The sequence below is a fragment of the Actinokineospora sp. genome, assembly GCF_050699995.1.
GTDB lineage: Bacteria > Actinomycetota > Actinomycetes > Mycobacteriales > Pseudonocardiaceae > Actinokineospora.
This window is the reverse complement of record NZ_JBOHGC010000209.1, coordinates 14,037-37,880: the sequence shown is the minus strand read 5'-3', so window position 1 is coordinate 37,880 and position 23,844 is coordinate 14,037. Positions and strand designations below refer to the sequence as shown.

Below are 23,844 nucleotides of genomic sequence, written 5' to 3'. Positions count from 1 at the left end.
GCTGATCAAGCTGGTGTCATGCACGCCATCTGCTCAGGTCCGGCATGTCACACTGGTGACAGTTGGGCGAACCCCGGAGGTGACTCGACGTGGCCATGCCCGTCACGCCCGAAGAACAACCGCGCATGCCCTGGCATCCGCAGCCGTGGACGCTCGAGGACATCCTCGCCATGCCCGAAGATCACGGTCAGCGGATCGAGCTCATCGATGGGTCGCTCCACGTGAGCCCCGCGCCGGATTCGCGGCATCAACGCGTCCAGCGCCGAGTCGACATCGGCCTTGAAGCCGATCTCCCCGAACACCTGGAGATCCTCGCCGGGGTCAACGTCGTCCTCAGCTCCGAGCGACTGCTGATTCCTGACGTGGCTGTCATCAAGACCCCAGATGTCGACACGCTGTACTACAAGGCCGACGACATTCTCCTTGTGGTCGAAGTGATCTCTCCATCCTCACGTTCGCATGACAAGGCACTTAAGCGGACTCTCTACGCCGAAGCGGGTATTCGCTACTACCTGCTTGTCGATCCGGTCCCGCGCCCCGCCACTGCGATGTTGTTTCGTCTCGACGGGGCGGACTACGTCGAGATCGCGGTGAGCAGGGCGGGCAAGCTGCGGTTCGGTGAGCCATTCACCGCCGATATCGCGCTGGCTTGATCAGGCCACTCGGTATGGCCGGGTGATCTCGCGGATCTGCGTGGCCTGACGCTTCTGCACATCGGTGAAGAAGGTGAGTTCGCCGTCTGCGCCGCGGTAGGCGGCCATGTTCGAGTGGTGCAGGAAGCCCGTGCCGCCGGGGACCAGCTTCTTGGCCAGTTGGGCCAGGTAGCCGCGGATGACGTCTTCCTCGACGTGGATCAGCGAGTCCCAGCTGAACACGAAGTCGACCGAGTCGTTCTCGACCATGTCGAGGGACAAGCCGTCGTTGACGTGGTACTCGATGTGGTCGAGGTCGGCGAAGCGCTTCTTGCAGGCGTCGATGCACCGCTGGGTCAGGCCCACCACGGTCAGGCGGTTGCACGACGGCGCCAGGTACTGGGTGGCGCGCCCGAATCCGGGGGCGATCTCAAGGATGTGCCCGGCGGGCAGGAACGGGCCGATGCGAGGGCGGATCGTCCACGTCCACATCGCCTCGGTGCCGCCATAGCCGACCGACCACTCGTCACCGCCCGAGGACCATTCGTGGTTCGACCACTGGTTGAGGTTCTCTTCGACGCTGGGCATCGTCTGCCTCCTGGCACTGCTGGTGCGCGCATTGTGGCGCGCCGACGGCCTGGGTGCCACCTCTTCACGCCGAGGTGACGGCGAGCCGTTACCGTGTGCCCCGTGACAAGCGCTTCCAGCCTGATCCTGGCGAACATCCCCAGCCCCGACCAAGGCGTGTGGAAACTCGACCTCGGGTTCATCACGCTCCCGCTGCGGGCCTATGCCCTGTGCATCATCGTGGGCATCGTCGTCGCGATCTGGTGGGGGGAGCGGCGGCTGATCGCCCGCGGCGGCGCCCCCGGCACGGTCATCGACGTGGCCGTGTGGGCCGTCCCGTTCGGCCTGGTCGGCGGCAGGCTTTACCACGTCGCGACGGACTACTACCGGTACTTCGGTGAGGGCAAGAACCCGCTCGACGCGCTGCGCATCTGGGACGGTGGTCTTGGCATCTGGGGTGCCATCGCCCTCGGCGGCGTCGGTGCGTGGATCGGCTGCAGGCGCAAGGGTGTGCCACTGCCCGTCTTCGCCGACTCCGTCGCACCCGGCATCGTCACCGCGCAGGCCATCGGCCGGATCGGCAACTACTTCAACCAGGAACTGTACGGCGGTCCGACGGACCTGCCCTGGGGCCTGGAGATCTACCGCCGCTTCAACGAGTTCGGCGTCGAGGACCCGCTCAACGGTGTCGCGGAGGCCAGCCACACGCTGGTCGACGGCAGCCCGGTGCACCCGACGTTCCTTTACGAACTGATCTGGAACCTCCTCGTCGCGCTGCTAGTCGTGTGGGCGGACCGCAAGTTCCGCCTCGGCCACGGCCGCGCCTTCGCCGTGTACGTCGCCGGCTACACCGTGGGCCGCGGGGTCATCGAGATGATGCGGACCGACCCGGCCACCCAGGTGCTCGGCCTGCGCATCAACGTCTTCACCTCAGCCGTGCTGTTCGTCGGCGCCATCGCCTACATCATCATCGCCCGCCGCCGCGGCCCCCGCGAAGAGCTGTCCACAGTGGACGCCATCGACGGTGAACCGGTCACCGTGATCGACGAGGACACCGACCTCGACGCCGTCGAACCCGTCGACTCCGAGCGCGTCGACGAGGCCGCGGACACCCCGGACACCGACACCCCGGACACCGCCAAGCCGGACACCGACAGCACGGCCGCGAACGACACTGCCGCACCGGCCGACGAGACCCCCGAGACCCCCGAGACCACCGGGGCCGCGAAGTCCGGCAACGAGGCCAAGCCCACCAGCTGACCGCCGCCGCCTCGAAGCACCGAAGCGCCGCCCTCACCCGCTCAGCCGGGTGGGGGCGGTTCTAGCTGTACCCACCCATCAGCCGCCTGCTACCAACCTGATGGCTGGGTACAGCTGGTTGTGATGAGAGGCAGCAAGGACCGGGACCGCCACCCAGACTCAGCGGCCGGGGGAGCACCACCGTGACTCGGTGGCCGGGGCGAGGCACCGCGTGCGGAACCCGCGTGGCCACCGTCAGTGGGTCGTTGGGGTGCGGCATCCCCATTCGGGGATCAGTCCGTCCACCTCGACCCGCGTCTGCGTGGTCAGCACCGATCCCTTGACGCAGCCCCCGGAGGTCGAGATGCCGAAGACGACCGCCCGCTGGTCCGACGACGCCGCGACGTCTTCGGCGAAGACCGAGTCGGCGGGGTAGCCGAGGGCGACCAGGGCCTCCTCGACCGCCGCCGCGCGCGGTAACTCCGGGGCGCGCAGACGGTCGAGTGCCGTTTGGACCTCGACAGCCTTGGTCTCGAGCAGGGCGCGGGCTTCCGGTGTCAGGTCCCGTGGCTGCAGGTGGCCTCAGTTGTCGACCCAGTTCGGCGGACCGTCACCCTGGTACGGCACGCCGCCAGGCGTCCGGCTCGCCACCGGATCTGTGGTGGTCTTGGGTGCGGAAGTCGATGAAGGTGGGCCGTCGGAGCCCGCCTGGGTCGGTGTTCCGCCTGCCCACGCCCACAGTCCGACGGCGGCCACCAAGACGCCGATGATCACTGCGAGCGCGGCCCCCAGCCGCTTATTCCCCATGGCGAAAGTGTGTCACGGAACGTGCCGGCACCACCACGGGATGACCTTGGCCTGTGGATAACACTTCGACCTTGGCGTCGTAGTGCTGGGCGATCAGGTCCGCGCGGAGAACCTCGTGCGGCGTCCCAGCCGCCACCGGGGCGCCCGCGTCCAGCAGCAGGAGCCGGTCGGGGTACTGGGCGGCGAGGGGCAGGTCGTGCAGGGTGCTGACCACCGTGGCGCCGTCCTCCGCGCGCAACCGGTCGACGAGTTCCAGCAGGGATTGCGCGTGCCCGATGTCCAGGCCCGCGGTCGGCTCGTCCAGCAGAAGCAGGCCCGCCTCCTGCGCCAACACCCTGGCCAGCACCGCCCGCTGCCGTTCGCCGCCGGACAGCGTCCGCAGCCGCCGCCCAGCCAGCTCCGACAGATCGAGCCGGGCCAGTACCTGGGTGACCACAGCCAGGTCGCGCGGGCCTTCACGGGCCAGGGTCGCCAGATGCGGTGTCCGCCCGAGCAACACGTAGTCGGTGACCGACAGCCCCTCCGGGATCAACGGCGTCTGCGGCGCGTACCCGATCGCGCGTGCCCGGTCGCGCGCGGGCATCGACGACGTTGCGTGCCCGCCCAGGGTGATCACGCCCTGGCTGGGCACCAGCCCGGCGATGGACTTGAGCAGCGTTGACTTGCCTGCCCCGTTCGGTCCGATGACGGCCAGCCAGCTGCCCGCCGGCACCTCGACCGTCACCCCCGACACTGCGGGCCGACCGCCGTACCCGGCGGTGACATCGCGAAGCACCAGCGTCATCGCACGCGCCCCCGGTTCATCCGCAGCACCAGCAGGAAGAACGGGGCGCCGGTGAACGCGGTGATCACGCCGATCGGCAGTTCGCCAGGCGCGACGACCGTCCGGGCCACCTGGTCCGCGACGATCAGGAACACCGCCCCGCCGACCAGCGACAGCGGCACCACCACCCGATAGCTGGACCCGGCCAGCAACCGCACGACATGCGGGACCACGATCCCCACGAACCCGATGAGCCCGCTCACCGCGACCGCCGCCGCGGTGGCCAGCGACGCCGCGAGCAGCACGATCACCCGCACCCGACCCGGCCGGATACCCAGCGACGCCGCCTCCTCGTCGCCGACCGCGAGGACGTCGAGCAGCCGCCCACACAGGCACAGGACGATCGCCGACACGGTGATGTAGGGCAGCGTCAGCAGCACCTCATGCCACCCGCTGGTGTTCAGCCCGCCCAGCATCCACGTGTAGACCTGCTTGATCGTGTCGGTGTTGAGCTGCTGCGCGAACGTCTGGATCGACGTCAGGAACGCCGCCACGGCGATCCCCGACAGCAGCAGGACCGCCGTGCCACCGCCCGCGGACCGCCCCAGCACCCAGGTCAGCCCAACCCCGCCGAGCGCCCCCGCGAACGCCGCGAGCGGCAGCGGCCCGATGATCCAGCCCGCCGCCGACGGTGCCGTGACGACGACCAGCGTGGCCGCCATCCCCGCGCCCGCGGCGGCGCCCAGCAGGTACGGGTCGGCCAGCGGATTGCGGAACACCCCCTGGTAGGCGGCGCCGGACACAGCCAGCGCCGCCCCCACCAGACCGGCCTGCAGCACGCGCGGGAACCGCACTTGCCACACGATCGCCGCTTCCCGCTCGCTCAGCGGCGAGACACCGCCGGTGAGCTGGGCGACGATCTCGCGGATCACCCGCGTCCACCCCAGCCCGGCCGCGCCGAGCAGGGTGGACACCACGACCGAGGCCACCAGCACCAGCAGCGCCGTGGCCAGGACCGCCGGGGTGAGCCGCGCGCGGGTCACTTGAGCGCGTCGGCCACGGCGCGGACCAGGTCGACGATCCGCGGGCCCCAGCGCGAGGCGAGGTCGTCGTCGAGCGCGACCACGCGGTTCTTGGTCACCGCGTCGATGGTGTTCCAGCCGGGCCGCAGCGCCACCGTCTCCGCGGTCTGTCCGCAGCACTTGGTGTCGCCGAGGAAGATCAGCGTGGGGTTGGCCTTGATCACGTACTCCGCCGACAGCTTCGGGTAGCCGCTCGCGTCGGTGTCGGCCGCGTCGGCGATGTTGGTCATCCCGAAGAGGCCGTAGACCTTGCCGATGAACGTCTTCGACGTCACGGAGTAGAGGTCGGTGTCGAGTTCGTGGTAGTAGCTCAGCGGCGTCTCGGACTTGGGCGTGTCGCGGACGATCTTCTCGATGTCCTCCTTCGTCCGCCGCGCCAGGTCCGCGCCCTGCGCCGCGTTGCCGGTGGCTTTGCCGACCAGGTCGAACTGCGCGTAGACGTCGTCGAGGCTTTTGGCCGCGGGCAGGATCAGCACGGGGATGCCCAGCTTGCCCAGGCCCGCGACCATGTCGCCCGCGTCGCCGGAGGCGATCACCAGGTTCGGCGTGTGGCCCGCGATGGCCTCGACGTTCGGCGTCAGGCCCGACAGCGTGGTCTTGGGCGCCTCGGCCGGGAACGTCGACTGCTCGTCGACCGCCACGACCTGCTTGCCCGCGCCGATCGCGAACAGCGTCTCGGTGGCACTGGCCGAGAGCGACACGATCCGCTCCGGCTTGCGGTCGAGCGTCAGCGGCTTGCCGTTCGGCGCGGTCACCGTCACCGGGAAGGCGTCGGCCGGTGCGGCGGGCGGGGGTTCCTCGGCGCGGGTGGCGCAGCCTGCGATGGCGAGCGCCGCGGCGAGGACGAGTGCCAGACGTCGCGCGCGTCTGGGGGTCTGCGGGGTCATGAGGAACCTCGAGTCGTGGGCCGGGCCGGGCACGGGCCGCCGCCGCTCGACGCGGTCGCGACGCCGCACCCCTGCGCCGGGGGCGGAAGGCGTCGGCGTGCGTCGGCAGGCGACCTGGCTCGGCTCCGCGAGGAGCCATCACAGTTGCGGGACAGCGCCGGATTCGCACCGGACTTCGCTTTCCGCGCACGCCGCCGAACGGGCGTAACCGCCCGGCCCGCTGACGCTAGCAGCCGGTGGGCCGCCCTACCCCGCGTGCCCAGGCTGACTCGTTTCAGGACTGTTAAACTCGGGTGACCCGCGGGCCGCTGCCGTCCCGCGCCAGAGTGGCTTCGTTCAGTCACCATCAACGAAGCGAACACCGCTCCTGAGCGCGATGAAGACAGTGGAAGGCCGGCGCAGCATGATCTTTTCCGCACTCCCCTCGCCTATGGGCCTCTATGACCCGGCGGCGGAGCGCGACGCCTGTGGCGTGGCGATGGTGGCCGATATCCATGGCCGCCGGTCCCACGCCATCGTCACCGACGCCCTCACCGCGCTGGCCAATCTCGAACACCGGGGTGCCGCGGGCGCGGAGCCGACCAGCGGCGACGGCGCGGGCATCCTTGTGCAGCTGCCGGATGAGTTGCTGCGCGCCGAAGCAGCGTTCGAGCTGCCAGAGCCCGACGAGCACGGCCACCACCGCTACGCCACCGGCCTGGCCTTCCTGCCCGCCGACGCCGACGACCGGGCCAAGGCCGTCGAGCTGATCGAGCGCACCGCCGTCGAAGAGGGGCTTCGCGTGCTGGGCTGGCGCCACGTCCCGGTCGACCCGGTGGGCGCGGGCCTGGGGCCGACCGCGCTGTCGGTGATGCCCCACTTCGCCATGCCGTTCCTCGCCGCCGAGTCCGAGGACTCCGCGGCCGCCGGGATCGAGCTGGACCGCCTCGCGTTCTGCGTGCGCAAGCGGGTCGAGCACGCGGGCAGCGAGATCTACTTCCCGTCGCTGTCATCGCGCACCCTGGTCTACAAGGGAATGCTGACCACCGCGCAGGTCCCCGCGTTCTTCGCCGACCTGCGCGACGAGCGCCTGACCAGCGCGATCGCGCTCGTGCACAGCCGCTTCTCGACCAACACCTTCCCGTCCTGGCCGCTGGCGCACCCGTTCCGCTACGTCGCGCACAACGGGGAGATCAACACCGTCCGCGGCAACCGCAACCGCATGCGCGCCCGTGAGGCCCTGCTGGCGTCCGACCGCATCCCCGGCGACCTGACCAGGCTCTACCCGATCGTCGACCCCAACGGCTCGGACTCCGCGTCCTTCGACGAGGTGCTGGAGCTGCTGCACCTCGGCGGGCGCTCGCTGCCGCACGCGGTGCTGATGATGATCCCGGAGGCGTGGGAGAACCACGCCACGATGGACCCGAAGCGCCGCGCGTTCTACCAGTTCCACAACAGCCTGATGGAGTCTTGGGACGGCCCGGCCTGCGTCACGTTCACCGACGGCACGCTCGTCGGCGCGGTGCTCGACCGCAACGGCCTGCGCCCGGCGCGCTGGTGGCGCACCAAGGACGACCGCATCGTGCTGGCCAGCGAGACGGGTGTGCTCGACGTGCCGCCGAGCGAGGTCGTCGCCAAGGGACGCCTCAAGCCGGGCCGGATGTTCCTGGTCGACACGGAGGCGGGCCTGATCGTCGACGACGACCAGGTCAAGTCCGAGCTGGCCGACCAGCTCCCGTACGAGGAGTGGCTGCACGCCGGCCTGCTCAAGATCGCCGACCTGGCCGACCGCGAACACGTCGTGCAGACGCACGAGTCGGTGCAGCGCCGCCAGGTCACCTTCGGCTACACCGAGGAGGAAGTGAAGATCCTCCTCACGCCGATGGCGATCACCGGCGCCGAGCCGATCGGGTCGATGGGCACCGACACCCCGCCCGCCGCGCTGTCGCAGCGGTCAAGGCTGCTCTATGACTACTTCAAGCAGAACTTCGCCCAGGTGACGAACCCGCCGCTGGACGCGATCCGCGAGGAGATCGTCACCTCCGTGCGGCGCATCATGGGCCCGGAGCAGAACTTGCTGGAGCCCGGACCGGCCTCGTGCAGGCACATCCAGCTCCCGTATCCGGTCATCGACAACGACGAGCTGGCCAAGCTCATCCACGTCAACGACGACGGCGACCTCCCCGGCTACGCCAGCACCGTCCTGAGTGGACTCTACGAGGTGGACGGCGAAGGAGCGGCGCTCGCGTCGGCCATCGAACGCGTCCGCCGTGAGGCGTCCGCGGCGATCGAGGCGGGCGCACGCATCCTCGTGCTCTCCGACCGCGACTCCGATCACCGGATGGCGCCGATTCCGTCGCTGCTGCTGGTCTCCGCGGTGCACCACCACTTGGTGCGCACCAAGGAGCGGCTGCGGGTCGCGCTGGTCGTGGAGAGCGGCGACGCCCGCGAGGTGCACCACATCGCCCTGTTGCTGGGCTACGGAGCGGCGGCGGTCAACCCGTACCTGGCCTTCGAGACGATCGAGGACCTGATCACCCACGGCGCCATCACCGGCGTCGAGCCGCGCACCGCGATCCGCCGGTACGTGCAGGCGCTGGTCAAGGGTGTCCTCAAGATCATGTCCAAGATGGGCATCTCGACCGTCGGCGCCTACACCGCCGCGCAGGTCTTCGAGTCGTTCGGCTTGGCCCAAGACCTGCTCGACGAGTACTTCACCGGCACGCTGTCCAAGCTCGGCGGCGTCGGCCTGGACGTGATCGCCCGCGAGGCCCAGAGCAGGCACCGCCGGGCCCACCCGGAGAACCCGACCGACCGCGTCTACCGGCGGCTGGAGGTCGGCGGGGAGTACGCCTACCGCCGCGAGGGCGAACTGCACCTGTTCACACCGGAGACGGTCTTCCTGTTGCAGCACGCGACGAAGACCGGTCGCGAGGACGTCTACCGCGAGTACTCCGCCGAGGTCGACCGGCTCAACCGCGAGGGCGGCGCGCTGCGCGGGATGTTCGCGCTGAGGACCGAGGGCCGCACGCCGATCCCGATCGATGAGGTCGAGCCGGTCGAGTCGATCCTGCGCCGGTTCAACACCGGCGCCATGTCCTACGGCTCGATCTCCGCCGAGGCGCACGAGACGCTCGCCATCGCGATGAACAGCATCGGCGGCCGGTCCAACACCGGTGAGGGCGGAGAGGACCCCGACCGCCTGCATGACCCGCGCAGGCGCTCGGCGATCAAGCAGGTCGCGAGTGGACGGTTCGGCGTCACCAGCGAGTACCTCGTGCACGCCGACGACATCCAGATCAAGATGGCCCAGGGCGCGAAACCCGGTGAGGGCGGCCAGCTTCCGCCGAACAAGGTCTACCCGTGGATCGCCCGCACCCGGCACTCCACCGCGGGGGTCGGGCTGATCTCGCCGCCGCCGCACCACGACATCTACTCGATCGAAGACCTGGCCCAGCTCATCCACGACCTGAAGAACGCCAACGAGAACGCCCGCGTCCACGTCAAGCTGGTCAGCGAGGCAGGCGTCGGAACGGTCGCGGCAGGTGTGTCGAAGGCACACGCGGACGTCGTGCTGATCTCCGGACATGACGGCGGCACCGGCGCCTCACCGCTCAACTCGCTGAAGCACGCGGGCACGCCCTGGGAGATCGGCCTCGCCGAGACCCAGCAGACGCTCATGCTCAACGGCCTGCGCGACCGGATCACCGTGCAGGTCGACGGTGCGCTCAAGAACGGCCGCGACGTCATCGTGGCGGCGCTGCTGGGCGCCGAGGAGTTCGGCTTCGCCACCGCGCCGCTGATCGTCGCGGGCTGCGTGATGATGCGCGTCTGCCACCTCGACACCTGCCCGGTCGGTGTCGCCACGCAGAACCCGGTGCTGCGCAAGCGCTACACCGGCCAGGCCGAGCACGTCGTCAACTACTTCCGGTTCGTCGCCGAGGAAGTCCGCGAACACCTCGCCGCGCTGGGTTTCCGCACCATCGACGACGCCGTCGGCCACGCCGAACTGCTCGACGTCGACGAAGCGGTGTCGCACTGGAAGACCGAGGGCATGAACCTCGCCCCGGTCTTCGAGGTGCCGCCCGTGAGCGGGGCGCGCAGGCGCGTTCGGGCGCAAGACCACGGCCTGGCCGGGGCACTGGACCGGACGATCATGCGGCTGGCCGAGCCCGCGCTGGAGGACGCCTTGCCGGTGCGGCTGGAACTGCCCGTGCGCAACGTCAACCGCACGGTCGGGACCCTGCTCGGCGCGGAGATCACCCGCCGCTACGGCGACACCCTGTCCGAGGACACCGTCCACGTGACACTGACCGGCTCCGCGGGCCAGTCGCTCGGCGCCTTCCTGCCCAAGGGAATCACCCTGGACCTGGTCGGCGACGCCAACGACTACGTGGGCAAGGGGCTCTCGGGCGGCCGGATCATCGTCCGCCCGCACCCGGAGGCCCCGTTCGCCGCCGAGCGCCAAGTCATCGCGGGCAACGTGATCGCCTACGGCGCCACGTCAGGCGAGGTGTTCCTGCGCGGCTGCGTGGGGGAGCGGTTCGGGGTGCGCAACTCCGGCGCGGTGATCGTCGCCGAGGGTGTGGGCGACCACGCCTTCGAGTACATGACCGGCGGTCGGGCGGTCGTGCTCGGCAAGACCGGGCGCAACCTCGCGGCGGGCATGTCCGGCGGCATCGGATACGTGCTCGCCCTCGACCCGGCGAAGGTCAACCCGGCGATGGTCGAGATCCAGCGCCCCGGCTTCGACGACCTGCGCTGGCTGCGCGAGATCGTGGTCAAACACCACAAGGCCACCGGCTCCGCGGTCGCCGCGTCGCTGCTGGGCGACTGGACCCGCCGCGCCGCCGCGTTCGCCAAGGTCATGCCGCGCGACTACCAGCGGGTGCTGGAGGCGATGCGGATCGCCCGGGTCGAGGGCCGCGATGTCGACGAAGCCGTGATGGAGGCGTCCCGTGGCTGATCCGACCGGTTTCCTCAAGCAACCGCGCAAGGACGCGCCGAAGCGGCCGGTGGCCGAGCGGCTCGGTGACTGGCGCGAGGTCTACGCCGACCAGGACCCGGCCTGCCGCGACAAGCAGGTTCGCGAGCAGGCGAGCCGCTGCATGGACTGCGGCATCCCGTTCTGCCACTCGGTGAGCGCGGGCTGTCCACTGGGGAACCTGATCCCCGAGTGGAACGACCTCGTCCGCCAGGGCGACTGGGCGCTCGCGGGTGAGCGGCTGCACGCCACCAACAACTTCCCGGAGTTCACCGGCAGGCTGTGCCCGGCGCCCTGTGAGTCGGCGTGCGTGCTGGCGATCACCCCGGACGCCGGGGGAGCGGTGACGATCAAGCGGGTGGAGAACACCATCGCCGACGTCGCCTGGGAACGCGGCGACGTCAAGCCCCAGGTGTCCACTGTGTCCTCCGGCCGCTCGGTCGCCGTGGTGGGCTCCGGCCCCGCCGGTCTGGCCGCCGCCCAGCAGCTCACCCGGGCCGGCCACGACGTCACGGTGTACGAGCGGGACGACCGCCTCGGCGGGCTGCTGCGCTACGGCATCCCCGAGTTCAAGATGGAGAAGCGCGTCCTCGACCGCAGGCTCGCCCAGCTACGGGCCGAGGGCACGAGGTTCGTCACCGGCTGCGAGGTCGGTGTCGACCTGACCGTGGAGCAGTTGCGCGAGCGGCACGCGGCGGTCGTGCTGGCCGTCGGCGCGCTGCGCGGCCGGGACGCGCCGGAGGTGCCCGGGCGCGACTTGCGCGGCGTGCACCTGGCCACGGACCACTTGGTACCCGCCAACAAACAGGTCGAAGGCGACGGTCCGACACCGATCGACGCGCGCGGCAAGCACGTGGTCATCATCGGCGGCGGCGACACCGGGGCCGACTGTTACGGCACCGCGACCCGGCAGGGCGCGGTATCGGTCACCCAGTTGGACCAGTACCCGCGCCCGCCCGAGACCCGCGACGACGAGGTCTCGCCGTGGCCGGTGTGGCCCTGGATCCTGCGGACCTACCCGGCGCACGAGGAGAGCGGAACCCGCCGGTTCGCCGTCGCCGTCGAGCGGTTCGTCGGCGACTCCGACGGCAACCTGACCTCGGTGCAGCTACGCGAGGTCGAGGTCCGGCGGATCGACGGCATCCGGCAGGTCGTGCCGGTCACCGACGACGTGCACGTGCTGCCCGCCGACATGGTCCTGCTGGCCATCGGCTTCGAAGGGGTCGAGCACATGCCGCTGCTCGGCGCGCTCGGCTTGTCGCTGACCCCGCGCGGAACGCTCTCCTGTGGACCGGACTGGCAGACCGCTCCCGGCGTGTTCGTCTGCGGCGACGCCCACCGCGGCGCGTCCCTGGTGGTGTGGGCGATCGCGGAGGGCCGGTCGGTGGCGCACGCGGTCGACACCTACCTCACCGGGGCGTCCGAGTTGCCCTCCCCGGTGCACCCGACGGCACTTCCACTCATGGTGCGTTAAACCCTGAGTGACGGTGCGTGTCACAACATCGTGGTATTGCCAAGCAGGCACAGCGGTGCGTTATGGTCTTGAAACCAAATTGACCATCGCGTACTCGGGGGACCATGTCCACGGTGATACCGCCCGTCGAGGACGGCGGCACGCCTGAGCCCGACAGAGCGCCCCGCGCCCGCCACCGCAAGCCGGAGAAGCGTGACGGGGTGCTGCTCGGCCTCAAGATCGGCGCTTTCGTCGTCGCGCTGGGGATCGTCGCCGGGGTCGTGTCGGTGATGTCCGACGGTCCCCGGCCGCAGCCCGCGGGCGCCGACACGCGAAGGCCGGTCACCACCACGCCCACGACGACCACGCGGCAGGGCAGTCCGCGCGCGGAGTCGGTGGTCTCGCTGCCACCGCCGCCGATCGCGTCGACCGTCCTCGCGGGCCCACCCGCGTCGGTCGTCCCCACCACGACCACAACCACTGGGCGTCCCACCAAGACGAAGAAGCCGGCGCCGGACACCGTCACCGTCGGCGAAGAGTGCGACACCCCAGGGGAGCTCGCGTTCGTGGGTTTCCGCGCGGTGGTGTGCCGCAGCGCCAGTCCGGGTGAACCGCCCCGCTGGCACTTGGTCTACTGACCGCGCGGTGCGCTGAACATCCGGCGAACGTCGGGTGAAGCCGATCTTCTTGGCAGGCCGTGCTTTCTACGGTGTGCCAAGGAGGTGGCGCCTGCGATGTCCTGGGTGTCGAACAATCTGGAAGCGACGGTCGGACTCGCGGGACTCGCGGCTTCGGTGGTCGGTTATCTGGCCGCGTTGTGGCTCAAGCGAAAGCGCATCAGCTATCGGGTCCATTTGGACACTCCGGTCGGGGTGACGCCCACGCACGGCGGCGAGATCGAAGTCGAGTGGCGATACCAGGGCGAGGTCGTCAAGGAGCCGAGCTTCGCGCTGGTGCGCATCATGAACACCGGCAGCCTGGAGATCCGCGAGGACGACTTCCGTGAGCCGCTGACGCTGGAGTTCGGCGGCAGGCGGGTGGTCGACGCGAAGGTGATCGAGGCCGACGACACGCTCATGCGGATCGTCGCCCGCGACAAGTCGTGGCCGCCGGTGGGGGACACCGAGTTGGTGCTGCCCAAAGTCCCGCTCAACCGCAAGAACCGGATCAAGGTGCTGGTGCTGCTGACCGGCAAGCCGGAGCCGAAGTCCGCCGTCGCGTGCGTCGGGTTCCTCAGCGGCGGGAAGATCGTCCGGGACACGACGACCGGAAACGGGCCCAGCAAACGGAGTGTGGTGCTCAGCGGCATCGCAATGCTCCTCGTGGGAGCGTCCCTCGCGCTGCTGATCAGCAGTCCGTGGAGTCCGCGGCCGACGACCTGCGCGGCGGGCGAAGTCAAGATCACCGGTTCGAGCGCGTTCGACCCGGTTGCCAAGGACATCGTGGACGCCTACCTGAAGCAGTGCGATTCGGCGGCCGTCACCGTGCAGGGCCGTGGCAGCCTCGACGGGCTGCGCGAACTCGACAACGTCGCCCGCAACGACCCGGCGCAGCGCGAGGCACGCATCGTGATGTCCGACGGGCCCGCGTCGCGCAACTACCACAACCTGACCCCGCACCCGGTCGGCGTCGTGGCGTTCTCGATCGTGGTCAACAAGGCCACCGGGCGGCACGCGCTCACGGGCGACCAGGTCAAGGCGATCTTCGGCGGGGACGTGACGAACTGGAACCAGCTCGGCGGCCCGGACCTGCCGATCAGCGTCGTCAGCCGCGGTGGCGGCTCGGGCACCCGGCTGGCGTTCGAGGAGAAGGTATTAGGCAGGCCGGAACCCGGCTTATCGTCCAACGACTGCGTCCGCCGCGACCGCGACCCGACCGCGAAGGTGACCCGCTGCGAGTACGACTCGACCGCCGCGCAGCTCGACGAGGTCGACCGGCTGCCCGGCGCCATCGGCTACGCCGAGGTCAGCGCGACGACGAAGTACACCAACCTCAACCGCGTCAAGCTCGACGACCGCGACCCGGACCTCGACGCGGTGATCAAGCGCGGCTACCCGTTCTGGGCGGTCGAGTACCTCTACACCTACGGCCCGCCGCAGAACGGCAGGCTCGTGGACTCGCTGCTGGAGTACATGAACTCCGACGCGGCGAAGAACATCCTTCGCCGCGCCGGATACGTCCCTTGTGTCGACGGCCCACAGGACCTCATGGGCACGCTGTGCAGGTAGTCACAGGAACGGCACCGCCCAGCAGTTCGACAGTGCGGGCAGCCCGGCGAAGCGGGCTTCCAGCCAGGCGAACGCACCCGGGTAGCTCGCGACCGCGCCGCCGACGTGGGTCGGGCCCAGGTTCGGGGCGAGCCGGACGTTGGCGCCCTTGTCGCACCAGTCGGACGCCAGGGTCTTGCCGACGCTGTACGGGATGACGTCGTCGAGCGCGCTGTGCGAGATGAGCACCGGGCCGGTCGGCTTGATCCGGCCGATCCGCTGCTCGTCGATCACGGTCTTGAACAGCGCGTTGTTCGCCAGCAGATCGGTGATCGGCTTGCCGTCGGCGGTCAGGGTCGCCGACTTCCTGAACGCCGCCGCGGGCAGAGCCTCCAGCGTGCACTTGCCCGCGACGTCGGCGAAGACCTGCTTGCCGGTGGCGTTGAGGTACGGGCCCATGTCGATGCCGTAGCCCGCGGCCAAGCCGGACGTCGCGTAGCCGAGGAACGCCATGTACAGGCTGCCGTCGAGGGTCCGGGCGACCGCGGACAGCTCGGCGGGCACCGCGCCCATCGACACACCCTTGAGCTTGAGCTCCGGCGCGTAGGTCGGGGCCAGCTCGGCCGCCGCCGCCGCCGCGCCACCACCCTGGGAGTACCCGTGAACCGCGACCGGCCCGTTCGCCGGGACCCCGGCCGCGGGCAGCCGCTGGGCCGCCCGGATCGAGTCGAGGACCGCGTGGCCCTGCACGACGCGGTTCATGTACGTGTGCATTCCGTCGGTGCCGAGGCCCTGGTAGTCGGTGAGGGCGACGGCGTAGCCGCGGGTGATCAGGCCCAGCACGAACGGGCCCTCGTACTCGCTGCCCACCGTCAGCTGCCGCGACGGCGCGCAGTGGTCGGCGAGCCCCTGGGTGCCCGCCGCGTACCCGACGATCGGCCGCTCGCCGACGCCGAACCACGCGGACTTAGGCGTGATCACCGTGCCGCTGACCGCGATCGGCTTGCCGGTGCGGTCGGTGGAGCGGTACAGGATCCGCTGCACATTGGCGTCGATCTTGATGAGCTTGATCGGGTCCAGGTAGAAGATCGACGGCTCGCTGCGGATGATGTCGCCGTTGTTGGCGGGCAGGGTCGTCGGGGTCTCGTAGAACGGCTGGGCGCTCGCGCTCGGGATGGCCAACAGCCCGGCGGCGGCCACGCCCGCGGCGACGGCCAACACCCCTAAGCGGCGGGAGAGACGAAACGTCACAGTGATCTCCTGGAGACGGCAGGGACGGTTACCGGCGAGTAACCCGTTTCCTGACTGTGAGCTGCTTCCCATGAGGTGTCAACGTTCTTTGTTCGCGCGGACTGTTCCCGCTGTTCGTCAAGCTAAGGAAGCGGGTCTGGCCGGGTCGGCCGTCCCAAACTCGCGATCGTTGACGGCGGGGGAACGTTCCGGCAATGAGACCGTGCCGGATTCCACACGCCGCCCGCGCCCCGGCGCGAGGGTGCGGCGTGCGCGTGGGGTGACGGGGAGTTCCGCGGCGTGTGGCTGTCGCTCACGAAGGCCGCGCCGGTCGAGGGCAAGCGCGCCGTCGACGTCGGTGGCCGTAAGGGCGTCGTCGTGGAAGAGATGGAGTACGCCTGCGACGTCCGGGTCGACATCGACGGTGTCGCGATCGACTTGCGGGCGGTCGCGTCGGACAAGACCGAGTGGTGTCCGGAAGCCGCGACCGCGCTGGCGGCCGCGGTGGGCGAGCTCGGCTGGTAGCTCGAAGTTCACCCGGAAGCCAGATCTGTCGCGGCGGGAATCTGAGTAACTTTCAACTCGGTGACCCTGTTGATGATTCACGCCACGTGAAGGGCCGTGCTCATGAACCGACATCTGGTCCGGGCTGCTGTTGCCGCCGCCGCGCTCGTCTCGTCCATCCTGTTCGCTCCCAGCGCGACCGCCGCTCCCGCGGTCAACCTCGCCGCCGACACCGCCGCGGAGGCGCGCGCGGTCGCCGCCCACTGGACGGCGAAGGCGATGCGCGAGGCCGTCCCGCTCGACGCGCTCACCGTGGACGCCTCCCGGCTGGTGTCCACAGTCGCCAAAGGCCTGCCGCGGGTGATCTCGCCGACCGCCTACCCCAACGGCGGCAGCGCGTGGACCGGGGCCGGGTCGGTCGTGAAGACCGTGGGTCGGGTGTTCTTCACCTACCAGGGCCGAAACGCCTCTTGCAGCGGCAACGCGGTGACCAGCGCCAACAAGAGCACGGTCATGACCGCCGGGCACTGCGTCAAGCTCGACGGCGCCTACCACACGAACTTCGTGTTCGTTCCTGGCTACAACGACGGAAACGCGCCGTACGGCACGTGGACGGCCAAGGCGACGATGGTCACGCCGCAGTGGAACGCCAGTGAGGACATCAACTACGATGTCGGCGCCGCCGTCGTCAACCCGCTCAACGGCCAGAGCCTGACCGATGTCGTTGGGGCACAGGGGATCGCGTTCAACCAGCCCAAGTCGCAGAACATGTACGCCTTCGGCTACCCGGCCGCGGCGCCGTACGACGGCAGCAAGTTGATCTACTGTTCGGGTGGGACGTTCTCGGCGTTCCTCAGCAACGGGATCGGCATGACCTGCAACATGACCGGCGGGTCCAGCGGCGGCCCGTGGTTCAAGTCGTTCGTCGAGGGAACCGGCGTCGGCGTGCAGAACTCGGTCAACAGCTACAAGATCAATTTCTTCCCGAACTGGATGTTCGGCCCGTATTTCGGGGCCGACGCGCAGAACCTCTACAACACCGCGCAGGCGAGCTGACGCGACACGGTCCCGCGGGGGTGGTCCGCGGGGCCGTGTTCCTTGCCGGGCATGCGAGACTGCAGGCGATGAGCGCGCAAGATGATCTCCAGTCGATGGCCCTGGTGAACTACGGACACTTCACCTCGATGCGGGTCGACCGCGGCCGGGTCCGCGGCCTCGCCCGGCACCTCGAACGACTCGACCGCGACGCCCGTGTGGTGTTCGGGCTCGGGATCGCCGAGGACCTGGTCCGCGCCGAGCTCCGGCGCGCGATCGAAGGGCGCACGCAGGCGGTTTACGCGCGTGCCAACGTCTTCGGCCCCAAGTTCGACCCGCGGGTGCCGGAGGCCGAGGTGGAGCCGGACGTCGTCGTGACCCTCGGCGAACTCCCGCCCGACGACGCCCCGCCGCTGCGCGTGCGCACCGCCGGCTATCAGCGCGACCTGCCGCAGGTCAAGCACGTCGGCACGTTCGGGCTGTTCTACCAGCGCCGCATCGCGCGCAAGGCGGGCTTCGACGACGCGCTGTTCGTCAACCCCGACGGCCAGGTGTGCGAGGGCTCCACCTGGAACATCTGCTTCCTCGACGGCGACAAGGTCGTCTGGCCCAGCGCGCCGGTGCTGCCGGGCATCGCGATGGGCCTTATCCAGAGCGGGATGAACCGCAGCGGGCTGCACTACGAGGTGCGGCCGGTCGCGATGTCGGAGCTGTCCGGTTTCCGCGCCGCGTTCGCCACCAACGCGCTGAGCCCGGTCCGGCCGATCTCGGTCATCGACGACGTCGAGTACGAGGTCGACGAGAAGGCCGCGGCCCGGCTGCGCCGCGCGCACGACCTGACCCCCGAGGAACGGGTGTGAGGTTCGAAGGGTTCGGCGAGTACGCGGTCGACTTCTTCGACGGCCTGGTCGCCGACAACTCCAAGACCTACTGGGACGCCAACAAGGCGACCTACGACTCCGACGTCCGCGCGCCGATGCAGGCGCTGCTGGGGGAGTTGGAGAAGGAGTTCGGCGGCGAGTTCGGCGCGCCGAAGGTGTTCCGGCCCTTCCGCGACGTGCGCTTCGCCAAGGACAAGACGCCGTACAAGACCAACTGCGGCGGTGTGATCGAGGCCGGTCGGGGCGGCGGCGCCTACTACGTCGAGGTCAGCCCGGCGGGGCTGCGCACCGGCGGCGGCTGCTTCCACCTGGAGTCCGACCAACTCGCCCGGTATCGCGCCGGGGTCGCCGAGGAGATCCACGGTGAGCGGCTGCGCTCGATCCTGGCCACGCTGAAGCGGGCGGGCTGGGAGATCAAGGGCGACCAGCTCAAGTCCGCTCCGCGCGGATACGACAAGGACCACGAGCGGATCGACCTGCTGCGCTACCGCTCGGTCTACGCGGTGCGCGTCTGGGAGCCCGACGACGTCCTGCACGAGCGCGCGTGCTTCGACCGCGTGCGCAAGGCGTGGCGTCAGCTGCGGCCGTTCAACGAATGGGCCAGGGACCATGTTGGCGTCGCGGTGTCCAGTTGATCTCCGCAGGCTGAACAATCTGAATCGAAACTTAACTTACTGGCCGGTACATCATGATCGGTCAAGCTCGGCAGTCTAAGCTGCCACTCGTGAGCCGACGCGCGAAGATCGTTTGTACGATGGGACCTGCCACCGCCACTCCGGAGAAGCTCCGTGAGCTCGTGGCGGCGGGCATGGACGTGGCCAGGATGAACTTCAGCCACGGCAGCCACAGCGACCACAAAGAGGTCTACGACCTCGTGCGCGCCGCATCCGACGAGGCAGGCCGCGCGGTCGGCGTGCTGGCCGACCTGCAGGGCCCGAAGATCCGCCTCGGAACCTTCGCGGGTGGTCCCGTCCAGTGGAACAACGGCGACGTCGTGCGGATCACCGTCGAGGACGTGGCGGGCACCCACGACCGCGTCTCCACCACCTACAAGGGCCTCGCCAACGACGCCAAGCCCGGCGACCGCCTGCTCGTCGACGACGGCAAGGTCGGCCTGACCGTGTTCGAGGTCGACGGCCAGGACGTGGTCTGCGAGGTCACCGAGGGCGGCCCGGTCAGCAACAACAAGGGCCTGTCGCTGCCCGGCATGGACGTCTCGGTGCCCGCGATGTCCGAAAAGGACATCGAGGACCTGGAGTTCGCCCTGCACCTGGGCGTCGACTTCATCGCGCTGTCCTTCGTCCGCTCGCCCGCCGACATCGACCTGGTCCACCAGGTGATGGACCGGGTCGGCAAGCGCAGGCTCCCGGTGATCGCCAAGCTGGAGAAGCCGGAAGCGGTCGACAACCTCGAAGCCGTTGTCCTGGCGTTCGACGGCATCATGGTCGCCCGCGGCGACCTCGGCGTCGAGCTGCCCCTGGAGTACGTCCCGATCGTGCAGAAGCGCGCGGTCCAGATCGCCCGCGAGAACGCCAAGCCGGTCATCGTCGCCACCCAGATGCTCGACTCGATGATCAACAACTCGCGCCCCACCCGCGCGGAGGCCTCGGACGTCGCCAACGCCGTCCTCGACGGCGCCGACGCCCTGATGCTGTCCGGCGAGACCAGCGTCGGCCGCTACGCCGTCGAGTCCGTGCAGACGATGGTGCGGATCATCGAGGCCGTCGAGACCGAGACCACCCCGGACGCCGTGCCGCCGCTGACCCACGTCCCCCGCACCAAGCGCGGCGTGATCTCCTACGCGGCACGCGACATCGGCGAGCGCCTCAACGCCAAGGCCCTGGTCGCCTTCACCCAGTCCGGCGACACCGTCAAGCGGCTCGCCCGGCTGCACACGAAGCTGCCGCTGCTGGCCTTCACGCCGGAACCGCACGTCCGCAGCCAGCTCGCGCTGACCTGGGGCACGGAAACGTTCCTGGTGCCCCAGGTGGACTCGACGGACCAGATGGTCCGGCAGGTGGACATCTCGATGCTGGCCATGGGCCGCTACCAGCCCGGCGACCTTGTCGTCATCGTCGCGGGCTCCCCGCCCGGAACCGTCGGCTCCACCAACCTCATCCGCGTCCACCGCCTGGGCGAGGAAGACCACGCCTGACCCTGGCGCTGGGTCGACTAGGGTCGAGCGATGACTGAGGTTGCGCGGGCGGCGGCTGAGGCGTTGGACCAGGAGCCGCTCACGGCTGACGGTGTCCCTCGTGGACAGGCGGTTCTCGACCGGCTGGTGGCTCTCCTCGATCTGGAGAAGATCGAGGAGAACATCTTCCGCGGGGTCAGCCCGAGCCATTCGCCGGTGCGGGTGTTCGGCGGGCAGGTCGCCGGTCAGGCCCTGGTCGCCGCCGGGCGGACGGTGCCGCCGGAGCGCGGAGTGCATTCGCTGCACGCCTACTTCATCCGCGGTGGCGACCCGAGTGTGCCGATCGTCTACGAGGTCGACCGGATTCGCGATGGACGCTCCTTCACGACCCGCCGGGTTGTCGCCGTGCAGCACGGCAAGGCGATCTTCGCGCTGTCGGCGTCGTTCCAGAAGGTGGAACAAGGGGTCGAGCACGCCGAGAAGATGCCGGACGTGCCCGCGCCGGACGGGCTGCCGACCCACGGTGAGCTGATGACCCCGGAGCTGAAGGCCAAGTTCGGCCGCATCGCCGACCGGCCGCGGCCGATCGACATCCGCTACGTCTCCGAACCGCCGTGGCTTTCGCGCGACACCGGGCCCCGGGAGGCGAGCAACCAGGTGTGGATGCGGGCCGACGGCACGCTCCCCGACGACCCGCTGCTGCAGGTCTGCGTGCTCGCCTACGCCTCCGACATGACGCTGCTCGACGCGATCCTCGCCCGCCACGGCGTCTACTGGGGCACCGACAACGTCATGGGTGCCAGCCTCGACCACGCCATGTGGTTCCACCGGCCGTTCCGGGCCGACGAATGGGTCCTCTACGACTGCGTTTCCCCAAGCGCGTCCGGTGGACGCGGTCTCGCGACGGGCCGGTTCTTCACGCAGTCCGGCGAACTCATCGCGACCGTCGTCCAAGAAGGACTGATCCGGATCGTCTGACTCTCAGGTGAAGTACCTCGAAACAATGTCGACAACCGTGGGCTCAAGATGGGCCGCTGCCTTGGTGTCGATAGGGACTTGGCCATCGACACCGCGACCAGGCAAGAAGTGGGCCGCAACGCACAGCAGCCCGGTCCTTGCTCCCGAAACTGGCAAAAGACACAGACGACGTTCGTCGTAGCCATCGCCCGTGCTCGTGCCCGACGTCGCCGGACGGCCCGCCAGTGTGGTGTTCTGTCCGCCGCGTGTGCGGGCTGTGTCATTGAGGGCGCTGTCGAAGTGTACGGATATCTCGATCACCACCGTATGGCTCGGTTCCACGAAGAAGCAGCGCGCTGGATCGGTGATAACCGCCACGAGATGCTTTCCGAACCTGCTGGTGACCGCTTCGCGGGCGAACGCACATGTCACTCGCGGATCGCCATCGGCGGCAGCCAGCACAACGTCACCGCCGGTTGGTACAGGTACATCGCTGTTCGGTAGACAGTCCAAGCCGTACGGGAAGTCGACACAGGCGCCGATCAGGCCCTGGTCAGGTTCATTCGATCGAAACACCAAAGAGCCAAGCTTATCCACCGCCACGTCGGCGGCTGACTTCGTCGGAATGCAGACATCTCCGGATTTCGAGCGCGGCCCCTTTATCCCGATGATCAAGACGGCCACTTCGAAACTCACCGGGATCGCCATTTCGCAGGTTCCGGAGCGAGGATCGAACAGCTGATACGCTTTGGCGCCACCAAGGTTGATCGATGACGCGCGGTATCTCTTCTCGCGGTCGAACTGATCGTCGATAGTGGCGGCAAAGTGGTCGTCACCATCGGCCTTGAACAGCGTGCATCGCTTCACGCTCGTTTCCACGGGTTTTGTCCCTGCCGGAGCATCTACAGCGGTCGGATCCAGCAACGTGCAGAGACCAAGCTCGCGCAACGCCTTGGTCGCGGCCTGCCTGTCTCGATCCTTCGGCGGTTCGACTTTTGGGAACTCCACCCGCGTCGGCTCGGGTCGTGCCGATTCGGTGTCATCTGAGGTGCATCCGGAAACGGCCATGACAAGAGTAAGAGCCAGGGACCAACTCGCCCGCTTCATCCGCAAACCAATCCGTACGTCGCGACCACCTGGTCAGCCTGGGAGCTTCGGCATATTCGCCAGACGATCGTCCAGCCCGGCGACGGCGTCGTGTAGCTTGTCGATCTCATCGCGGGCGTTCTGTAAGATCTTCATTTGGGCAACGAAGTAATTGTCGACGATCTCGCGCCACTTCGCGCCCCCGATGTTGGCGCCGTCGCCGCTGTCGATGGTCTTGTCCATCGCCGTCGTCAATCCGGCTACCCAAGCCGCCGCAGCCCCACCCGCGGTGACATAAGCCAGCGCGGCTCCGGAGATCGCGCTCAGTCCCTTGATCAAGATCTTGTCCCATGGAGCCTCACGCGTGTAGAACTTGTGGTGGAAGGCATCAACGAGCTTACCCATGGCTTCGTTGAGGTTCACTCGGGCAGTCTTGATTATCGCGCCGTACGCGATGGATATCGCAGACATTTCCTTCGCGATTATTGTGAAGTCTGTCATGCAGTCGTCGATGGCCCCAAGGAACTCGCCTGCGCGACTGCCCGCTGCACCATCCCAGACGTGCCGAAGGTCCTCGAACCCGCCGCTGAGCTTTCCGTTCCAGTCGTCATTCTGCCAGTACGCGTTGCTCAGTCCTTCGAATACTCTACTTAGATCGCTGTACTCGTCGAACAATTGTCCCGAGAGTGCGAGTGCGGGGTCGAAGAACTGCTCCGTGAAGCATCCTTCGATGGCCGATTCGTAAGGGTGGTACTCGATCGGCTCGATCGCGTCAGGCATCAGCGGGCCGTTGGAATCGCTCTTTTCTATGGGCAGGTTGCCGGTATGTTCGATCTTGTTGCCACCTGGCAGGATGATCGTTCGGTCATGTCCGTGCTGTTCCGGGTGGAGAAGCCACTCAACCCAGGCGGCAATTTCGCCGGCGTGGCCGAAGGTGTTGTCGACACCGGCTGCGGCTGAGTGATACGGGTCAGGTTGCCTATCCGGTGGCGCCATCGGTGTCCAGTCTCGTTTCTAGTCGGCCAACCAGGTTTGTTAATGACTGAGTAGCCTCGGCTTCGGTGTGTATGTACGCCGCGTCAGACTGCTGCAGATTGTCTCGAAACCTGGTGACGGTCTGAACGAGAGCCTGCTGTCGCTCGGTTAATGCGTGATGGGTCTCGAAAAACTTGTCAAGCATTCGTTTGCATGAGTCGGTGAATTCGTTTCCCCCGGTCAGCAGTGGCCGCCCCAGCATCTGGGAACGAGACACACCTGTCGTCGCGAAAAGTTGGCTTCCTATCCGGTCAAAATTTTCCAGCGCCGGATTGACAATGGCGGATAGATAGTATTCGAGCGCCTCGGAGGACGTCGAATAGCCGGTATTCTTTTCGGGATTCATTTACACGCCCCGTTGTCGCAGCGGTTGACTTGCCGG

The 23,844-nt window shown here is 68.7% G+C and carries 21 protein-coding genes and 1 riboswitch; of the genes, 12 read left to right on the top strand and 9 right to left on the bottom strand.

Annotated features, from left to right (window positions below; all coding sequences use genetic code 11):
* The first annotated feature begins 95 nt into the window (after positions 1-95).
* Complete coding sequence (locus ACRDSQ_RS11520) at positions 96-653, top strand: Uma2 family endonuclease (RefSeq protein ID WP_431420917.1); 558 nt, start codon at positions 96-98, stop codon at positions 651-653.
* Here the strand turns inward: ACRDSQ_RS11520 and ACRDSQ_RS11515 are convergent, their stop codons facing one another.
* Complete coding sequence (locus ACRDSQ_RS11515) at positions 654-1,220, bottom strand: class I SAM-dependent methyltransferase (RefSeq protein ID WP_431420871.1); 567 nt, start codon at positions 1,218-1,220, stop codon at positions 654-656.
* A 93-nt stretch (positions 1,221-1,313) separates the two neighbouring features.
* Here ACRDSQ_RS11515 and lgt point away from each other — a divergent pair, with 93 nt between their 5' ends.
* Positions 1,314-2,459, top strand: coding sequence for a prolipoprotein diacylglyceryl transferase (gene lgt / locus ACRDSQ_RS11510; protein WP_431420870.1), 1,146 nt, complete (start codon positions 1,314-1,316; stop codon positions 2,457-2,459).
* 561 nt (positions 2,460-3,020) lie between these two features.
* On the opposite strand, the gene ACRDSQ_RS11505 is transcribed toward lgt, so the two are convergent.
* The 4 genes from ACRDSQ_RS11505 to ACRDSQ_RS11490 are packed head-to-tail and all read right to left on the bottom strand — an operon-like array spanning position 3,021 to position 5,977.
* The gene (locus ACRDSQ_RS11505; protein ID WP_431420869.1) at positions 3,021-3,245 is read right to left on the bottom strand and encodes a hypothetical protein; all 225 of its coding nucleotides are present in this window, start codon (positions 3,243-3,245) and stop codon (positions 3,021-3,023) included.
* The gene (locus ACRDSQ_RS11500) at positions 3,235-4,029 is read right to left on the bottom strand and encodes an ABC transporter ATP-binding protein (protein WP_431420868.1); all 795 of its coding nucleotides are present in this window, start codon (positions 4,027-4,029) and stop codon (positions 3,235-3,237) included. The genes ACRDSQ_RS11505 and ACRDSQ_RS11500 overlap by 11 nt, the downstream gene beginning before the upstream one ends.
* Positions 4,026-5,051: a FecCD family ABC transporter permease gene (locus ACRDSQ_RS11495; RefSeq protein WP_431420866.1), complete on the bottom strand. Its 1,026-nt coding sequence runs from the start codon at positions 5,049-5,051 to the stop codon at positions 4,026-4,028. Before ACRDSQ_RS11495 ends, ACRDSQ_RS11500 begins: the two co-directional genes overlap by 4 nt.
* Positions 5,048-5,977, bottom strand: coding sequence for an ABC transporter substrate-binding protein (locus ACRDSQ_RS11490; protein ID WP_431420865.1), 930 nt, complete (start codon positions 5,975-5,977; stop codon positions 5,048-5,050). Before ACRDSQ_RS11490 ends, ACRDSQ_RS11495 begins: the two co-directional genes overlap by 4 nt.
* A gap of 103 nt (positions 5,978-6,080) precedes the next feature.
* Positions 6,081-6,188, bottom strand: a riboswitch (cobalamin riboswitch).
* A 192-nt stretch (positions 6,189-6,380) separates the two neighbouring features.
* On the opposite strand from ACRDSQ_RS11490, the gene gltB reads away from it, so the two are divergent.
* The 4 genes from gltB (at position 6,381) to ACRDSQ_RS11470 (ending at position 14,621) form a co-directional block, all read left to right on the top strand.
* Positions 6,381-10,922: a glutamate synthase large subunit gene (gene gltB / locus ACRDSQ_RS11485; protein WP_431420864.1), complete on the top strand. Its 4,542-nt coding sequence runs from the start codon at positions 6,381-6,383 to the stop codon at positions 10,920-10,922.
* The gene (locus ACRDSQ_RS11480; protein WP_431420863.1) at positions 10,915-12,414 is read left to right on the top strand and encodes a glutamate synthase subunit beta; all 1,500 of its coding nucleotides are present in this window, start codon (positions 10,915-10,917) and stop codon (positions 12,412-12,414) included. The genes gltB and ACRDSQ_RS11480 overlap by 8 nt, the downstream gene beginning before the upstream one ends.
* Before the next feature lie 104 nt (positions 12,415-12,518).
* Positions 12,519-13,031: a hypothetical protein gene (locus ACRDSQ_RS11475; RefSeq protein WP_431420862.1), complete on the top strand. Its 513-nt coding sequence runs from the start codon at positions 12,519-12,521 to the stop codon at positions 13,029-13,031.
* 105 nt (positions 13,032-13,136) lie between these two features.
* Positions 13,137-14,621 carry a PstS family phosphate ABC transporter substrate-binding protein gene (locus ACRDSQ_RS11470; protein WP_431420861.1) on the top strand — a complete coding sequence of 495 codons (1,485 nt, stop codon included), beginning with the start codon at positions 13,137-13,139 and terminating at the stop codon, positions 14,619-14,621.
* On the opposite strand, the gene ACRDSQ_RS11465 is transcribed toward ACRDSQ_RS11470, so the two are convergent.
* Positions 14,622-15,851, bottom strand: coding sequence for a lipase family protein (locus ACRDSQ_RS11465; protein ID WP_431420859.1), 1,230 nt, complete (start codon positions 15,849-15,851; stop codon positions 14,622-14,624).
* 279 nt (positions 15,852-16,130) lie between these two features.
* On the opposite strand from ACRDSQ_RS11465, the gene ACRDSQ_RS11460 reads away from it, so the two are divergent.
* The 6 genes from ACRDSQ_RS11460 (at position 16,131) to tesB (ending at position 21,362) form a co-directional block, all read left to right on the top strand.
* On the top strand, positions 16,131-16,355 hold the full coding sequence (locus ACRDSQ_RS11460) for a hypothetical protein (protein ID WP_431420858.1): 225 nt from the start codon (positions 16,131-16,133) through the stop codon (positions 16,353-16,355).
* A gap of 102 nt (positions 16,356-16,457) precedes the next feature.
* The gene (locus ACRDSQ_RS11455; protein ID WP_431420857.1) at positions 16,458-17,390 is read left to right on the top strand and encodes a trypsin-like serine peptidase; all 933 of its coding nucleotides are present in this window, start codon (positions 16,458-16,460) and stop codon (positions 17,388-17,390) included.
* A gap of 68 nt (positions 17,391-17,458) precedes the next feature.
* Positions 17,459-18,229: an aminotransferase class IV gene (locus tag ACRDSQ_RS11450; RefSeq protein ID WP_431420856.1), complete on the top strand. Its 771-nt coding sequence runs from the start codon at positions 17,459-17,461 to the stop codon at positions 18,227-18,229.
* Positions 18,226-18,885, top strand: coding sequence for a DUF2461 domain-containing protein (locus ACRDSQ_RS11445; RefSeq protein ID WP_431420855.1), 660 nt, complete (start codon positions 18,226-18,228; stop codon positions 18,883-18,885). The genes ACRDSQ_RS11450 and ACRDSQ_RS11445 overlap by 4 nt, the downstream gene beginning before the upstream one ends.
* Positions 18,886-18,974: 89 nt before the next feature.
* The gene (pyk, locus tag ACRDSQ_RS11440) at positions 18,975-20,405 is read left to right on the top strand and encodes a pyruvate kinase (protein ID WP_431420854.1); all 1,431 of its coding nucleotides are present in this window, start codon (positions 18,975-18,977) and stop codon (positions 20,403-20,405) included.
* A 30-nt stretch (positions 20,406-20,435) separates the two neighbouring features.
* Positions 20,436-21,362 carry an acyl-CoA thioesterase II gene (tesB, locus tag ACRDSQ_RS11435; protein WP_431420853.1) on the top strand — a complete coding sequence of 309 codons (927 nt, stop codon included), beginning with the start codon at positions 20,436-20,438 and terminating at the stop codon, positions 21,360-21,362.
* Positions 21,363-21,365: 3 nt separating this feature from the next.
* Here the strand turns inward: tesB and ACRDSQ_RS11430 are convergent, their stop codons facing one another.
* The 3 genes from ACRDSQ_RS11430 to ACRDSQ_RS11420 all read right to left on the bottom strand — a co-directional run bounded on the left by ACRDSQ_RS11430 (position 21,366) and on the right by ACRDSQ_RS11420 (position 23,808).
* A complete protein-coding gene (locus tag ACRDSQ_RS11430; RefSeq protein WP_431420852.1) occupies positions 21,366-22,409 on the bottom strand; it encodes a hypothetical protein in 1,044 nt (347 codons plus the stop codon).
* 72 nt (positions 22,410-22,481) lie between these two features.
* A complete protein-coding gene (locus tag ACRDSQ_RS11425; RefSeq protein ID WP_431420851.1) occupies positions 22,482-23,423 on the bottom strand; it encodes a hypothetical protein in 942 nt (313 codons plus the stop codon).
* Positions 23,407-23,808: a hypothetical protein gene (locus ACRDSQ_RS11420; RefSeq protein WP_431420850.1), complete on the bottom strand. Its 402-nt coding sequence runs from the start codon at positions 23,806-23,808 to the stop codon at positions 23,407-23,409. The genes ACRDSQ_RS11425 and ACRDSQ_RS11420 overlap by 17 nt, the downstream gene beginning before the upstream one ends.
* Between the last annotated feature and the right edge of the window lie 36 nt (positions 23,809-23,844).

Bases quoted from the DNA above. Each gene is read 5' to 3' on its own strand.
- ACRDSQ_RS11520 (WP_431420917.1), top strand. From the start codon at position 96: ATGCCCGTCACGCCCGAAGAACAACCGCGCATGCCCTGGCATCCGCAG.
- ACRDSQ_RS11515 (WP_431420871.1), bottom strand. From the start codon at position 1,220: ATGCCCAGCGTCGAAGAGAACCTCAACCAGTGGTCGAACCACGAATGG.
- ACRDSQ_RS11505 (WP_431420869.1), bottom strand. From the start codon at position 3,245: ATGGGGAATAAGCGGCTGGGGGCCGCGCTCGCAGTGATCATCGGCGTC.
- ACRDSQ_RS11500 (WP_431420868.1), bottom strand. From the start codon at position 4,029: ATGACGCTGGTGCTTCGCGATGTCACCGCCGGGTACGGCGGTCGGCCC.
- ACRDSQ_RS11490 (WP_431420865.1), bottom strand. From the start codon at position 5,977: ATGACCCCGCAGACCCCCAGACGCGCGCGACGTCTGGCACTCGTCCTC.
- gltB (WP_431420864.1), top strand. From the start codon at position 6,381: ATGATCTTTTCCGCACTCCCCTCGCCTATGGGCCTCTATGACCCGGCG.
- ACRDSQ_RS11475 (WP_431420862.1), top strand. From the start codon at position 12,519: ATGTCCACGGTGATACCGCCCGTCGAGGACGGCGGCACGCCTGAGCCC.
- ACRDSQ_RS11455 (WP_431420857.1), top strand. From the start codon at position 16,458: ATGAACCGACATCTGGTCCGGGCTGCTGTTGCCGCCGCCGCGCTCGTC.
- ACRDSQ_RS11450 (WP_431420856.1), top strand. From the start codon at position 17,459: ATGAGCGCGCAAGATGATCTCCAGTCGATGGCCCTGGTGAACTACGGA.
- tesB (WP_431420853.1), top strand. From the start codon at position 20,436: ATGACTGAGGTTGCGCGGGCGGCGGCTGAGGCGTTGGACCAGGAGCCG.
- ACRDSQ_RS11430 (WP_431420852.1), bottom strand. From the start codon at position 22,409: ATGGCCGTTTCCGGATGCACCTCAGATGACACCGAATCGGCACGACCC.
- ACRDSQ_RS11425 (WP_431420851.1), bottom strand. From the start codon at position 23,423: ATGGCGCCACCGGATAGGCAACCTGACCCGTATCACTCAGCCGCAGCC.
- ACRDSQ_RS11420 (WP_431420850.1), bottom strand. From the start codon at position 23,808: ATGAATCCCGAAAAGAATACCGGCTATTCGACGTCCTCCGAGGCGCTC.